Here is a 13,860-nt window from a genome sequence, read left to right as displayed (position 1 = left end):
CTGTGCTTGGTATTTGGCTGGTTCCCGGCTCGGAACCCGCGCTGTTGGCCGAGTCGTGGCGGACGCCCCCGAGCGAGCTCATCCCTCTCGCCCCGCGAATCCTGACCGCGTCCGGTGGCATGGCCTCCGCGGGGGTTCATGGCCGCACCCCGCATGTGCACAAGGAACCGCCGCTGTGCAGCGGAGCGTCCCTGTCAGGAGCATGAGATGCCCGCAGAGCACGAAGGGACTCCGAAGGAGAGGCGCCGATGGGTTACGTGGTGTTCGTGGTGCTCGGTCTGGCCCTCACGGGGTACGGCGTCCATGAGGCCGCGCTCCTCTACCGCTTGCGGCACCACGGGATCCGCGCCAGGGGCCTGGTGACCCGCTACAAGTCGAGTTCCGGCACAGGAGGGAATGGCCCCACCCGACACGCGGTGGTCGAATTCGTCGACGACCAGGGCCACATGCGCCAGTTCCGGGACCAGGAAACAGGGCGGGGCCTGGGCCTGCAGGCTTCGGCCCCGGTGATCTACCTTCCCGGCACCCCGGGGACCGCGCGGATCGACATGCGAGACGGCGGGGTCCGGCAGGGGCTCGTCTGGAAAAGCTTGAGCAGGATCGTTCCGTGCCTCGCGGTCGGCTGTCTGTTCGCGGGCCTCGCGCTCTGGGAGCTGGTCCGCCGCTGAGCCGACCCGCGGGAGCAGTCCGTTCGCGTCGCACCGGAAGCGCATTCGGGAACGGGTCCGGTTCCTTATCACCGTGTGCGCAGCCGGTCCAGTGCCGCCCGGCTCTCATCGTCCGCGGCGTGGCAGATCATCAACCGCTGGTCCGTATCCTGAAGCGGCATGAGTACTTCGAAATGCACGGCGATCGCGCCGACGTCAGGATGCCGTATCGCCTTGCGTCCGCGGCCGTTGACCTTGACCTCTCGCTCGGCCCACAGGCGCGAGAATTCCTCGTCATGAGTGGTGCATTCGGTGATGAGGTCGACCAACGCCTGGTCCTCGGGATGAGCGGCCCACGCGGCGCGCAGGTGGGCGGCTCCCTCCCGCAGGAGGACGGTTGGCTGCACGACCACCCCGAGTACCCGACACGGCCGACCGGCGACATCGTGAAGACCGCCCGCAAGGTCGCCGCCGCGCCGGCCTGACCACCGCCCTGGCCGCCGCCCTAGCCGCACCGCGGCCCTGACCTGGCCCGGCCTGACCTCACCGCGACCTGGCCAGACCTGGCCTCACCACGGTCCTGGCCAGACCGCCGGCAGCGGGCCGCGACCGACGCACTCGGCCCGGCCCGCTGCACCACGGCACGGTCACCCCGAGGGCGATCCGACGGCGGCTGCGTGCTTGACCACGGCTCAGTGCTCCGGTCCGGCGAGGAGCAGCGCGTTGAGGGTGGCGTAGTCGAACCCGCCCTCCGCTGTGGTCGTCGTGCCCTTCTCCAGCAGTTCGCAGGCCGCTCGCCGGACCAACCCGTACGCGGCCTCGGCGATGGAGGAACCCGCGCTGATACGGGCAGCGCCCGCCTCGGCCAGCTCGGACACGGGCAGGGAGCCGGGGCCTGCCAGGACGTTCACCGGCAGGGGTTGGGAGGACACGAGCGTCCGGACCGTTTCGGCGTCCGGTGTGCCGAGGACGAAGATGCCGTCCGCGCCGGCCGCCGCGTAGGCGCGGGCACGGGCGAGCGTTTCGTCGAGCCAGGCGGTGCGGTCACCGGGTGGCAGGCGGTGCGTGTCGATACGGGCGTTGATGAACAGCGGGACACCGGCGTCGTCCGCGGCCCTGCGGGCGGCTGTGAGCCGTTCGGCCTGCTCGGCGACGGGACGCAGAGTGTCCTCCAGGTTGATGCCCACCGCTCCGGCCGCGAGGACACCTCGTACGGTCTCGGCCACACCGGCCGGGTCGGACGCGTAGCCGCGTTCGATGTCGGCGGTGACCGGCGCCTCGACGGCGGCCGTGATCCGGGCGATCGCTCCGAGCGCCTGGTCTCGGGTGAGGTGGTCGCCGTCACCGCGACCGAGCGACCAGGCGACCCCGGCGCTGGTGGTCGCAACGGCGAGGGCGCCGGCGTCCGCGACCACTCGCGCGGACGCCACGTCCCATGCGTTGGGCAGGACCACCGGTGTGCCCGGCACATGCAGGGAACGGAACACCTGCGCCTTATCAATGAGAGTTGCCATGAGCGGCATTGCATCACGAGGCCAGAAGGGGCTGCGCCCTGCCGGTCCCGCCGCATCCGCAAGGGGTTTCCCGCCGAGCGTCACGCCCGTCTCCCTGCACATCGATGGGAACGTTCCCGCATGCGGTGCACCGTGTCGCAGCCCCCCTCGACCGGCCCCTCCAGGATGCCGAGGCCGCCGCCAACCGCGACATCCGGCAGTACCGGGAGCAGGTGGGCCGGTGACCGCCCGCAGCCCCCACCGCTATGGAGTCTTCCTCCGCCCCGACCCGCACACCTGCACGATGCTGGCCCAGCTGCACCTGACGATGAAGCAGCAGTTCGGGCTGGTCTCCAGCGCCGCCTTTCCGCCCCACGCCACCCTCGCCGGGAACATCCACTGCGGTGTCACCGAAGCCGAACTGGTCGAGGTGCTGGACCGGCTCCTCGCCGATGCGGCTTCCTTCACGGTGTACAACTCCGGGATCGTCCGGCTCGGCAGCGCCCTGGTCTTCGACATCCACCACCTCCCCGACGGCACGCCGAACACCGGGATGACCGACCTGGTCGCCGCCGTACACAAGGCGCCGGCGCCGCTGTCCCTCCCGCACGAGGACCACCTGACCCGGCCCTTCTCGATGGACCGGTTCCGGGCCCACCTGTCCGTGGCCTCGCACGAGCTCGCCCTGCGCCCGGACCTGGCGGACGAGATCAGCGCGTTCCTGGACGTCCTGGCCCCGGCACCGCCACCGCGGTTCACCGCCGACACGCTCTCTCTCTTCCGCTTCCACAGCCACGACTGGGAGACGAAGTGGTGGAAGGACATGACCTGGGAGCACCTCCGGAGCCTGGCATCCGTCCTGACGGTGGTCCCGCTGCGGGCTCACGGCGGTACGGGTCTGCCGCCTGCGGGCTCACGGCGGTACGGGTCTGCCGCCTGCGGTCACGGCGGTACGGGTCTGCCGCCTGCGGGCTCACGGCGGTACGGGTCTGCCGCCTGCGGGCTCACGGCGGTACGGGTCTGCCGCGAGCACCTCGCTCAGGTGTGGGGTACGACCACCACGGGGCAGGGCGCATGGTGCAGCGAGGCATGGGCGACAGACCCGATGCGCTTGCCGATGGCGGAGCGGCGCGCCCGGCGGCCGACCACGAGCAACTGGGCGCGGGAGACCGCCGACAGCAGCACCTGCCCCGCGCTGCCGATCTCGACGTGCTCGGTCACCGCCACGTCGGGGAAGCGCTCCCGCCACGGGGCGAGTGCCTCGGCCAGCGCCTGCTTCTCGTACGGCTCCAGGCCCCCGGCCTCGTCGACCAGTTGCAGCGTTCCGGGACTGTAGGCGAAGAAGGGCGGCAGGCTCCATGCCCGTACCGCGCGCACGGGCGCGCCGTGTGCGGCCGCGGTCTCGAAGGCGAAGCCGAGCACCGCGGCGCTGTCCTCCGCCGAGCCCTGCTGGCCCACGACGATCTCATCGCCGTCCCGCGGCTGGGGTTCCTTTGGGGCCTCGGCATCTGCGGCGGGGGCCCGGACCGAGACGACGGGGCACCCGGCGGAGGCGATCACCTGCTGGCCGTACGAGCCGACCAGGAACCCCACGATTGCGCCGTGCCCCCGCGAGCCGAGCACCAGCATCCGGGACCGCTCGGCCTCGCCCAGCAGGGCGGCGACCGGCGTGTCCGGGACCACCTCGGTGGTGACCGGTAGGTCGGGGTACCGGGCGGACACCGCCGCCCCCGCCTCGCGCACCAGGCGTTCGGCCGACCGGGCCTGCGTCTCCTTGTCCTGGACGATCGGCACGTCCAGCGGCTGCCACAGCCAGGCGTGCACGATACGGAGAGGGAGGCCGCGGAGCACGGCCTCGCGGGCGGCCCAGGCCACGGCGGCCAGGCTTTCCGGTGATCCGTCCGCCCCTGCGGTGATGGGTGGTGCCATCGGGGGTGAGCCTCCGTCCGGTTCGGGGGCGCGGCCGCGAAGGGCCGGCCCCTGGAGATCGCGACCGGTTACGGGTTCCCCGGCGCCGCGCTCTCCACACCTGGGCCCCGGCGTGCGGCGGCCCGTCCCGGCGACTCGTCCCGGCGACTCGTCCCGGCGGCCCGTCCCAGCGACCCGTTCCCGGGACCTCGCCGGGTCCCCGGTCAGGGGGTCGCGGTCGAGACGACGAAGACCTTGGGCGAGGACGGATCGGACAGATCGGCGGTGATGTCCTGGGTCGGCCGGGGGGCCTTCTCCTGGTGCGTGGTGCCCGACCAGGCGGATTCCGGCCCGAACGTCCAGCCTGCGGTGGCGGCGTCGCGGTGCCCGATGCTCACCGCGCCGGTCCTGAGCTCGGAGCGGCTGGTGCCGACCTTGGTGAGGAAGGTGTCAAGCCCGGCGGCGGTGGTGCGGAAGGTGACGTAGAGCCGGCTGGACTTCCAGTTGGAGGTCTCGTAGTAGGCGACCTCGGTCGACTTCGCGGGGATGGGGACCTCGAAGACGCGGCGCTTCATCTTGGACGGCCAGTGCTCGCGCAGCCCGGTGGCCGAGGACTCCTGCTCCTTGTCGCGGCCGCTGCGGCGGCTCTGCTCCGCGGAGATCACCAGGTAGCCGGCCGGGATGCCGATGAGCAGCACGATGACGATCGCGGTCACCCAGCGCCGCCGGATCATGTGGCGCCGGTCCTCGGGCAGCCGTACGGGCCGCACGGTCTGCACGGTGGGCAGTGACTCGTCCGGTCGGGGGGCGGTCTGTCGGGGCAGGGTCATGACGAGGGTTCCTGTGGGGTGGTACGGGCGGAGCCGGCGGTGTTCCCATTGTCGCCGTCGCCGCCGTCGTGACTGTCGTGGTCGTGGCTGTCATGGCCGCTGCCTGCGGTGGCGACCGGATTGCGGAATGCCTGGGCGTACCGCTCGTATCTCTCGTACCGCTCGACGCGGCGCCGGTTGGCGCGCCGGAAGCGGCGGGCGACCAGCCTGGCGAGGTCGGCCGCACCGACCATACCTGCCTCGGGGCCGAGCTCGGCCTTGGCGATTCGGGCTTCGGGCCGGTAGCCGCGCCCGGTCAGGTGGCGGCGGAAGGCGTCCCTGGCGGGGCCGATCAGCAGATCGTCGGCGGCGCTGACGCCGCCGCCGATGACGAAGCAGGACGGGTCGAGTGCCGCGGCGAGGTTGGCGATGCCGACGCCGAGCCACCGGCCGATGTCCTCCAGGAGCTCGACGCACATGGCGTCGCCCTCGCGGGCCAGCTCGGTGATGAGCGGTCCGGTGATGTCCGGGATGTGGCCCTTGACGCGCTCGATGATGTTGTACGCGACCGGGGAGTCCGCCGCGGCCAGCTCGCGGGCCTCGCGGACCAGGGCGTTGCCGGAGCTGTACTGCTCCCAGCAGCCGCGGTTGCCGCAGGGGCAGCGGTGCCCGCCGGGTACGACCTGCATATGGCCGAACTCACCGGCGACGCCGTACTTGCCCCGCTTGACCTGGCCGCCCTCCAGGATCGCCCCGCCGATGCCGGTGCCGAGGGTGATCATGACGAGATGGTCCTCGCCGCGGCCCGCGCCGAAGCGCCACTCGGCCCAGGCGGCGGTGTTGGCGTCGTTGTCGACCATGACGGGGACGGCGAGCCGCTTCTGCAGGGAGTCCCGCAGCGGTTCGTTGCGCCAGGCGAGGTGCGGCGCGAAGAGCACCTTGGAGCGGTCGGCGTCGACCCAGCCTGCCGCGCCGATGCCGACGGCGTGGACGTCGTGGCGGTCGGAGAGGTCGAGGACCAGCTCGACGATGGTGTCCTCGACGACCTTGGGGCTCTTGGACTTGTCGGGGGTCTCGGTGCGGAGCCTCTCCAGGATGATGCCGTCGGCGTCGACGACCCCGGCCATCACCTTCGTACCGCCGATGTCGATGCCGACGGTCGGGACGCGGGGCGCGGTGAGGTGGGAGCGCCTCTCCCGGGTGCCGACGGTCCGCAGGACGGTGGCCCGGGCGGCACCCCGGTGGGCGAAGTCACGGTACGTGCTCACGGTGTCCCTGCGCGTGGTGGATGGCGGTCCGGTACTGCGGGGCGGACGGGCGGGTCCGCCCTGCCCGATTGTGCCATCCGGGCCGCCGGGGGACTCGGGGGACCGCACGTCGCCCCCCCTCGGAGCACCCCGGAGCCCGTGAGCGCCCGCCCTCTCACGCCACGGCGTCGTCCTGCCCGCCGCCGATGCCCTGGCTGTCGGGCGTGAGGGCCCTCGCCCGCCGCGCCGGGTCGGGGAAGGCGCGCTCCACGGCCTCGTCCAGCAGCCGCAGCTCCGTGCGGACCGGGGCCCGGTGGCGCTCGGGCACGACGGCGAGGAGTCCCTCCAGCAGGGCGCGCAGCCGCCGGCAGATCTGCACGGAGGTCGAGCCGTACTCGCGGATCTCCACGACGGCCAGCTGGAGGTAGTCCTCCCAGGACCGTCCGGGGACCACGAGGCGGGGCAGTCCGCGGCGGTCGCGGAGGACGTACTGGTGGCTGAGCTCCATCCTGCCGACGCTGTGCAGCAGGGCCTCGATGTGGTTGAGGACCTGGACGGCCGTCGTGGGATCGTTCACGGCCGGTGAGAGCGCCCTGATCGCGACGTCGACGAGGATGCGCAGGGCGAAGGCGGGATCCTGCTCGATCGTGCGCTCGACACCGAGCGCGACGAGCCCGGTCAGCTTCCCGGCCCGGGGCGGCGTCGTGCCGTACACCTCGATGAGCGTGGCGCCGGGCGGCAGGGAGTCGCCCACGCGGTGGGTGAGCACCAGCAGGCAGTCGTGCCGCTCGGCGGCGGCCCTCAGCCGTGCCACATGGACGCCCTGGATCGCGCCGCCCTGCTCGGTGCGGATCACGGTCACCGGCCCGTCTGCCGGTTGTGCGATCCGCTCCCCCACCCGGCGCGCGCCGCCCTCCGCCTCGGCGAGCACCGCTCCCCTGCCGAGCAGCCGCCGCCCCTCCCGGGACACCAGGGCGGCGATGGCCACGGGCCGGAGGTTGTGGATGAAGCGGTTGAGGTAGATCAGCAGGAGCAGCAGGCTCACGGCGACGGCCAGTCCTGCCAGGGTGACGCCGAGGTCGGGCACGAAGTCCGTCTCGATGCGGCGCAGCAGGGAGAAGGAGAAGGCGAAGGTTCCGGTGAACGTCGCGAGCACGGCCTTCTGCAGGCGGTCCCGGTACCAGAGGCGCATGTAGCGCGGTGAGAGCGTCCCTGTGGCCTGCTGGACGACGAGGACGCCGATGGTGACGACGAAGCCGAGGAGCGCGACCATCGATCCGACGATCGAGCTGAGGACACCGCTCGCGGTCGTTGCCGAGTACTGCCAGCCCGCCGGCACCCGCACGCTGCTGTCCAGCTGCCGGTCCGCCCACACGGCGACGTCCGCGAGGAGCGTGCCGAGCACGAGGCCGAACAGCGGGAGGATCCACAGGCTGGCCTTGGTGTACTGCCGCAGCCGGAAGAGCGTCGCCCAGGACACCATCGTGTGCGCCCCCGGGTTCTCACCTGGTGTGCATGTCTGCCACCACCGTAATGCCGTTCCTCGCAGCCCACGAGTCGTCCAGGAAGCTCCCCATAGCTCCATATAGCCCAAAAGGCCCGAAATGCACCGAGTGTCTAAGCTGATGGGGGCATCTGCCCGCGGACCCAGGGTGAAAGGGGCTCGGCATGGGCGACTACCCACTCATCGAGGACCACGGACTGATCGGCGACCTCCAGACCGCGGCGCTGGTCACCACCCACGGAACCATCGACTGGTACTGCTCCCCGCGCTTCGACTCCCCGAGCATCTTCGGCTCCCTCCTGGACAGCGAGAACGGCGGCTACTTCAAGGTCGCACCGGTGGACAAGACCTACGCCACCAAGCAGTTGTACCTCCCGGACACCGCGGTGCTCGTCACCCGCTTCATGACCGAGGCGGGCGCCGGCGAGGTCGTCGACTTCATGCCGGTGACGGGCACGACGGCCACGCCCCGCCACCGCCTCGTCCGTATGCTCCGCTGCGTACGCGGCAGCCTCACCTTCCAGGTGGACATCGTTCCGCGGTTCAACTACGGACGCACCCCGCACAAGGTCCACGTCACGGAGCAGGGGATGGTGTTCGCCACGGACGACCTGGAACTGACGGTCCACGCGGTCCGCGAGCCCGAGGACGTACGCCTCGTCCCGCAGACCGTCGGAAACGAGAACGACGTCCACCTCACGCTGACCCTCCAGGCCGGCCAGGAGCGCGGGGTGGTCATGGAGACGTTCGCCGACGGGCCTCCGCGCCACGTCCACCACGCCGAGTTCATGCAGCTCTTCGACGAGACCGTGCAGTTCTGGCGCGACTGGCTGGGCCAGTCGCGCTACTCCGGACGCTGGCGCGAGGCGGTCGAACGTTCGGCGGTGACGCTGAAGCTGATGACCTACGCGCCGAGCGGCGCCCTGGTCGCCGCGCCGACCGCCGGACTGCCCGAACAGTTGGGCGGCGAACGGAACTGGGACTACCGGTTCACCTGGATCCGCGACGCCTCCTTCTCCATCTACGCCCTGCTGGGCCTCGGCTTCACCGAGGAGGCGGCGGCGTTCATCGGCTGGCTGCGCGACCGGGTCCACGAGAAGGCGGGCTGCGACGGCGACGCAGGGCCGCTGAACATCATGTACCGGGTCGACGGCTCGTCCGACCTGGTCGAGGAGGTTCTCGACCACTGGGAGGGCTACGCCGGTTCGCGCCCGGTGCGCATCGGCAACGGGGCCGCCACCCAGCTCCAGCTCGACATCTACGGCGAGGCGCTGGACAGCATCTTCTTCGCCCACCAGCGCGGCATCCAGCTGGACCACGGCGGCTGGAACTCGCTGCGCACGCTCCTGGACTGGCTCAGCGACCACTGGGACCAGCCCGAGGAGGGGCTGTGGGAGACCAGGGGCGGGCGCCAGGACTTCACCTACGGCCGCGTGATGTCCTGGGTCGCCTTCGACCGGGCGCTGCGGCTGGCCGCCGCGAGCGGCCGCCCCGGCACGCTCGCGCGCTGGAGCAATGAGCGCGACAAGATCTACGAGCAGGTCATGTCGCGCGGCTGGGACCCCGGACAGGGGTCGTTCATCCAGCACTACGGCAGCCGGGTGCTCGACTCGTCGCTGCTGCGGATGTCCACCGTGGGCTTCATCACCCCGGACGATCCCATGTGGGCCTCCACCCTGGCGGCCATGGACCGCGAGCTGGTCAACGACAGCCTGGTCTACCGCTACAACCCCGAGGCGTCACCCGACGGCCTGCACGGCTCCGAGGGCACCTTCTCGCTGTGCACGTTCATCTACGTCGACGCGCTCGCGCGGGCCGGCAGGCTGAACGACGCGCGGCTCGTCCTGGAGAAGATGCTGACGTACGCCAACCATCTGGGCCTGTACTCCGAGGAGATCGACCTGACCGGGCGTCAACTCGGCAATTTCCCCCAGGCATTCACCCATCTTGCCTTCATCGACACGGCCCTCACCCTGGACGCGGCGCTGAACCGGGCCCGGGGAAAGCGGACCACGGTGGCCCGGGCCGCCACCGAGACCTTCCTCTGAGCGGTCACCGCCCCGCCGCCGGGCCGAGCAGGACGGCCGCGTCCCCGGCGCCCCGCTCCACGGTGCGCGACGGGATGACGGCGTCGAGCCGCCCGTCGGCCCGTACGACGAGCTGGACGTCGTACCCGGCCGGGACCGGTGTGCCCGGCGCGTTCAGCAGGAAGCGCTCGCCGCGCTCCCAGCGGTCGGCCAGATCGTGGGCGATCCGCTGGACGGGGCCGTCGACCCGGTCCCGCAGGAGGACCGAGACCAGGGCGTCGAAGTCGTCGTCGCCGGTGAGCAGCAGCACCGAGGTGACGCCTTCGAACCGCTCCCACTGCTCGTCGGGGCCCCTCCACAGGACCACGTCGACCCCGGCGGACCGCAGGCACCGGCCGAGGTCGGCGGCCCAGGGCTCCCCGCCCACCACCAGCGGTCGGGCGCGCGCCGGGCGGGTGACTCCCAGGCGTCCGGCGACGGGCGCGGCCGTCAGCCCGTACAGGGCCACCGTGCCGACGATGACGAGGAACGTGACCGGGAGGATCTTGGACGCCCCGGCCAGTCCCTTCTCGGCCAGGGTGGCGGAGAAGGCCGACGCCGTGGACGCGGCGACGATCCCGCGCGGTGCCATCCACCCGAGGAACGCCCGTTCCCCGGTGGAGAGTCCGGACCCGCCGGTGGACAGCCACGCGACGAGCGGCCGGACCACCAGGACGAGTACCGCGATGAGGAGGAGCGAGGGCAGCAGCACGGGACTGACGGAGGAGGGGGCGACGCCGGCGGAGATGGAGACGAACAGCAGGCCGATGATGAGCTGCACCAGGATCTCGAAGAACGGCAGCCGGGCGGGCATGTCGAGCCCGGGCAGGTTGGCCACCGCAAGTCCGGCGACGACCGCGGCGATCAGCCCCGTGTCCTCACGCAGGATGTCACAGCCCGCCGACACCACGATCACGGTGGCCAGTTGGGCGAGGGTCCCGAGCGTCTCGCCGAGCCGGAGCGTGTGCAGGCAGAGCCAGAGCAGCCCCGCCCCCACCGCGCCGCCGGCCAGCCCGACGGCCCCGCTGAGGAGGAACTCACCGAACCGGAAGCCGTGGCCGACCTGGAACTCGCCGGCCACGAGCGAGTGGAAGACCAGCGCCCCGAGGATGGCCCCGACCGGATCGATCAGCGTGCCTTCCCAGACCAGGATCCGCCGCAGCCGCTCCGACGGCCGTACGTGCTCCAGCAGCGGCCCCACCACCGTGGGTCCCGAGACGACGAGGATGGCGCCGAGCATCACGGCCGCGGAGAGCGGGATCCCGAAGAGCGCGGGGCCGAGGCCCATGACGCTCGCCCAGGTGATCAGCAGTCCCAGCACCAGGAGCCGGAGGACCACGGAGCGGGTGGCCTCCCGGAGATGGCGCAGTTCGAGGCCGAGGCCGGCGTCGTAGAGGATCACCGCCACGCACAGCGAGACGATGGAGGAGAAGTTCGCGGGCGCCAGCTTGTCCGGGTGGACGACATCGGTCAGGGCGCCCGCGGTGAAGCCGGCCGGGAGCAGCAGGATCAGCGCGGGGATGCGCAGCCGGTGCGCCAGGATCTGGGAGCCGACGGCGAGGAGCACGGTGAGGCCGACGCCGAGGAGGAACTGGTCGGGGGTGAGCACGCCCGTCCCCGTCACTCGCCCTCGGCCGTGTTCCCGGGCCCTGTCCGCCGCAGATCGGCCTCGGTGAGGGACTCCAGCTCACCGTGGGTGTCCAGCCAGTAGAGCAGGAAGACGGCGGGGCCGACCAGGATCAGCGCGACGAGCGTGACGAAGGCCAGCCACGTCAGCGTCGTGGGGTCGCCGGCGGCCTCCGCCACGGTCAGGGACGTCGGGATGAGGTACGGCCGCTGGGCGAAGCCCCAGGCGAGGACGGCCGCGGCGACCAGTCCGGTGGCGGTGGTACGGGACCACTTGCCCGGGCCGCGCAGCAGCAGCCAGCCCGTGGCGACGGCGCAGACCACGGCGACGACGACGAAGACGAGCCCCACGCCGTGGGTGAGTCCGTGCCAGAGGTGCGGGGCGTCGCCGCGGACGACGAGGAAGGCGGCGAGGCCGAGCAGCACCACGACGGCGAGGCTGCCGAGGGCCCTGCGGCGGAAGTAGCCGACGAGATCGGGCGCGTCGAAGCGGGCGGCGTCCGAGGAGAGGAAGACCGCGCCCAGGAAGGCCGTCGCGGCGATGGTGAGCAACCCGAAGAAGACGGAGGTGGGGTTGGCCCATGCCTCCGCCGAGGCCACGGTGCCCGGCGCGGCCCGGCCGGAGGCGACGCCGCCGACCGCCGCGCCGAGGAAGAACGGGGCCAGCAGCGAGGCGATGGCGAACACCGCGCCGTACAGCCGCCGCGGGAAGAGCCGCCGCATGGGCTTGCGGAGCGCGAACCCGGCGCCGCGCAGGACCATTCCGACGGCGGCGAGCGCCAGCGGCAGCCACATGGCGGAGAAGACGGTCTGGAACAGGACGGGGAAGCCGGTCCACATGATGACCAGGATGAACACCAGCCAGACGTTGTTGACCTCCCACACGGGTGCCATCGCATGGTCGATCAGCGAACGCGGCCGCTTGCCGCGCTCCGCGCCGCCGGCGACCAGGTCCCAGAATCCGGCCCCGTAGTCCGTGCCGCCGGCGCATGCGTAGGCGGCCACCGCGAGCAGCAGCACGACGGCGATGAGCCCGGCGAGTGTCATGACTCCCCGCCCTCTCCCGGCCTGCCCCCCGAGCCGCGGGCGGCCGGCGTACCGTCCGTCCGCGTGGCGTGCCGGGGACCGTACGGGAGGTCGGTCTCGGGTCCTTCGGCGCCGAGGCCGTCGAGCTGTCCCGCGTCGGCGAGCCGCCATCGGGTCCGCATCCTGAGCAGCAGGGCGAGGAAGGAGCCGAAGATGAAGACGTAGACGACGATCACCAGGCCGAACATGATCCACAGGGTGGTCGACCGGGTCGCGGTCACCGCCTCGGCGACGCGCATGTTCTGGTAGACGATCCAGGGCTGCCGTCCCACCTCGGTCGTGATCCAGCCGCACTCGACCGCGACGACCGAGGCGACCCCGGCGCAGGCCGCGCTGCGCCAGAACCAGCGGGACTGGGGCAGCCGGCGCGGTTCTGGCTCCTTGCGCCGCCGCCACATGACGAGGCCGTACCAGAGCGCGAGCAGCAGCAGGAGCGAGCCGATCACGACCATGAGGTCGAAGGCCCAGTGGGCGATGGTGGCCTGGGTGGCGTTCGGCCGGTCGGCGGCCGGGACGGAGGTGAGCCCGGTGACCTGGGTGCTGGGTTTGAACCCGGCGAGCATGGAGTCGAGTTGGGGGATCCTGATGCCGCCGGAGACGGTCCCGTCGGGGTGGAGCCTGCCGAAGATGTACTCCGGGACGTGGGTGTCGGTCTTCCAGACGATCTCCATCGCGGCGAACTTCACGGGCTGCTTGTGGAAGACCGAGCGGGCGATGGAGTCGCCGAGGACGAACTGCACCGGGGTGAACACGGCGGCGAGCGTGAAGGGGACGGTGAAGCCGAGCCGGTGGTAGCGGTCCCTGCGGCCGCGCAGCCAGCCCACGGCGTAGACGCCCGCGACGACGTATCCGGCGGTCACGAACATCGCCACGACGAAGTGCCAGTACTGCGGCCCGAACATCGGGGTGAAGAGGGCCTTCCAGACATCGACGTCGACCGGTTTGCCCTCGGCGTCGAGGGTGAAGCCCTGCGGCGTGTTCATCCATGAGTTGGCCGCGATGATGCCGAACGCGCCGAGCAGCGCGACCGCGGGCAGCGGGAGTCCCAGCAGGAAGTGCGTCCGCGGCTTCAGCCGCCGCCAGCCGTACAGATAGATGGCGATGAGGACGGCTTCGAGGAAGAACGCCCATGCCTCGATGCCGAATCCGATCCCGAAGACATCTCCCCATCTGCCCATCAGCCCGGGCCAGAGCAGCCCGAACTCGAAGGAGAGGACCGTACCGGTCACCACCCCGACCGCGAACTGGACGGCCATCACGGCCGACCAGCGCCGTGCGAGCAGCAGGGCGACGGGGTCGTCCCGGCGCATTCCCCGGTAGTGCATGATCAGGGTGATCAGCGGCAGCGCCACCCCCATCGGCACCAGGATGATGTGCGAGGCCAGGGTGAACGCCATGAGTTCCCTGGCGGGGAGAAGCTGGGCCGGAGCGTCCGCCAGCAGCTGGACCGAACTGTGCATGTGTGCCTTCGGTG

General features: G+C 71.7%; 12 protein-coding genes. 3 read left to right on the top strand and 9 right to left on the bottom strand.

Features of this window, described 5'->3' with window-relative positions; all coding sequences use genetic code 11:
• The first annotated feature begins 248 nt into the window (after window positions 1-248).
• Window positions 249-668 (top strand): DUF3592 domain-containing protein, encoded by a 420-nt coding sequence (locus tag KK483_RS30455; protein ID WP_262008429.1) that lies wholly within the window; start codon window positions 249-251, stop codon window positions 666-668.
• 68 nt (window positions 669-736) lie between these two features.
• On the opposite strand, the gene KK483_RS30450 is transcribed toward KK483_RS30455, so the two are convergent.
• Window positions 737-1,054, bottom strand: coding sequence for a hypothetical protein (locus tag KK483_RS30450; RefSeq protein ID WP_399016225.1), 318 nt, complete (start codon window positions 1,052-1,054; stop codon window positions 737-739).
• Between KK483_RS30450 and KK483_RS30445 the strand changes: the two genes are divergently transcribed.
• Window positions 992-1,132 carry a hypothetical protein gene (locus tag KK483_RS30445; RefSeq protein ID WP_262008427.1) on the top strand — a complete coding sequence of 47 codons (141 nt, stop codon included), beginning with the start codon at window positions 992-994 and terminating at the stop codon, window positions 1,130-1,132. The two genes, KK483_RS30450 and KK483_RS30445, sit on opposite strands and share 63 nt — an antisense overlap.
• Window positions 1,133-1,339: 207 nt before the next feature.
• Here the strand turns inward: KK483_RS30445 and KK483_RS30440 are convergent, their stop codons facing one another.
• The 5 genes from KK483_RS30440 to KK483_RS30420 all read right to left on the bottom strand — a co-directional run bounded on the left by KK483_RS30440 (window position 1,340) and on the right by KK483_RS30420 (window position 7,587).
• A complete protein-coding gene (locus tag KK483_RS30440; protein ID WP_262008426.1) occupies window positions 1,340-2,161 on the bottom strand; it encodes an isocitrate lyase/phosphoenolpyruvate mutase family protein in 822 nt (273 codons plus the stop codon).
• A gap of 1,017 nt (window positions 2,162-3,178) precedes the next feature.
• A complete protein-coding gene (locus tag KK483_RS30435; RefSeq protein WP_262008425.1) occupies window positions 3,179-4,069 on the bottom strand; it encodes a universal stress protein in 891 nt (296 codons plus the stop codon).
• Window positions 4,070-4,272: 203 nt separating this feature from the next.
• The gene (locus KK483_RS30430) at window positions 4,273-4,878 is read right to left on the bottom strand and encodes a hypothetical protein (protein ID WP_399015384.1); all 606 of its coding nucleotides are present in this window, start codon (window positions 4,876-4,878) and stop codon (window positions 4,273-4,275) included.
• Window positions 4,875-6,125 (bottom strand): ROK family glucokinase, encoded by a 1,251-nt coding sequence (locus tag KK483_RS30425; protein WP_262008424.1) that lies wholly within the window; start codon window positions 6,123-6,125, stop codon window positions 4,875-4,877. The genes KK483_RS30430 and KK483_RS30425 overlap by 4 nt, the downstream gene beginning before the upstream one ends.
• A gap of 154 nt (window positions 6,126-6,279) precedes the next feature.
• The gene (locus KK483_RS30420) at window positions 6,280-7,587 is read right to left on the bottom strand and encodes a DUF2254 domain-containing protein (RefSeq protein ID WP_262008423.1); all 1,308 of its coding nucleotides are present in this window, start codon (window positions 7,585-7,587) and stop codon (window positions 6,280-6,282) included.
• Window positions 7,588-7,772: 185 nt separating this feature from the next.
• Between KK483_RS30420 and KK483_RS30415 the strand changes: the two genes are divergently transcribed.
• Window positions 7,773-9,656 (top strand): glycoside hydrolase family 15 protein, encoded by a 1,884-nt coding sequence (locus KK483_RS30415; RefSeq protein WP_262008422.1) that lies wholly within the window; start codon window positions 7,773-7,775, stop codon window positions 9,654-9,656.
• A 4-nt stretch (window positions 9,657-9,660) separates the two neighbouring features.
• Here the strand turns inward: KK483_RS30415 and KK483_RS30410 are convergent, their stop codons facing one another.
• The 3 genes from KK483_RS30410 to KK483_RS30400 are packed head-to-tail and all read right to left on the bottom strand — an operon-like array spanning window position 9,661 to window position 13,846.
• A complete protein-coding gene (locus KK483_RS30410) occupies window positions 9,661-11,283 on the bottom strand; it encodes a cation:proton antiporter (protein WP_262008421.1) in 1,623 nt (540 codons plus the stop codon).
• An 11-nt stretch (window positions 11,284-11,294) separates the two neighbouring features.
• Window positions 11,295-12,347, bottom strand: coding sequence for a cytochrome d ubiquinol oxidase subunit II (locus KK483_RS30405; RefSeq protein WP_262008420.1), 1,053 nt, complete (start codon window positions 12,345-12,347; stop codon window positions 11,295-11,297).
• Window positions 12,344-13,846: a cytochrome ubiquinol oxidase subunit I gene (locus KK483_RS30400; RefSeq protein WP_262008419.1), complete on the bottom strand. Its 1,503-nt coding sequence runs from the start codon at window positions 13,844-13,846 to the stop codon at window positions 12,344-12,346. The genes KK483_RS30405 and KK483_RS30400 overlap by 4 nt, the downstream gene beginning before the upstream one ends.
• Between the last annotated feature and the right edge of the window lie 14 nt (window positions 13,847-13,860).

This window comes from Streptomyces sp. FIT100, from assembly GCF_024584805.1.
Lineage (GTDB): Bacteria > Actinomycetota > Actinomycetes > Streptomycetales > Streptomycetaceae > Streptomyces.
The sequence above is the reverse complement of the archived record's forward strand: the minus strand, read 5'-3'. Positions and strand labels throughout refer to the sequence as shown.